The organism is Frigoribacterium sp. CFBP 13605 (assembly GCF_014839405.1).
GTDB lineage: Bacteria > Actinomycetota > Actinomycetes > Actinomycetales > Microbacteriaceae > Frigoribacterium.
Genome location: NZ_JACYNS010000238.1, coordinates 1 through 281 on the forward strand (window position 1 = coordinate 1; position 281 = coordinate 281).

Here is a 281-nt window from a genome sequence, read left to right on the forward strand (position 1 = left end):
GGCACCGTCGTCGAACTGACCGACTTCCGCATCGACCCGGGTGAGAGCAAGCTCTACGGCACCGTGACCGCCAACGGCACCGTCGCCGCCGAAGACGCCTACCTCTTCAACCTCTGGGGTGGCACGCTGAAGCCGATCCAGATGGAGGGCTCGAACGCCGTCCTCGAGGGCACCACGGTGCACATCAGCCCCGACGCCGCGTCGCTGCTGAACCAGACCTTCAAGACCGACGCCGTCCAGGACGAGATGCTCGTCGGCGTCGCGAAGATCACCGCCGCCAC

1 pseudogene is annotated in these 281 nt (G+C 66.9%); it reads left to right on the plus strand.

The features are described 5' to 3' along the window. Positions 1-281 (plus strand): annotated as a pseudogene (locus tag IFT36_RS16215) (hypothetical protein); the annotation flags it as partial.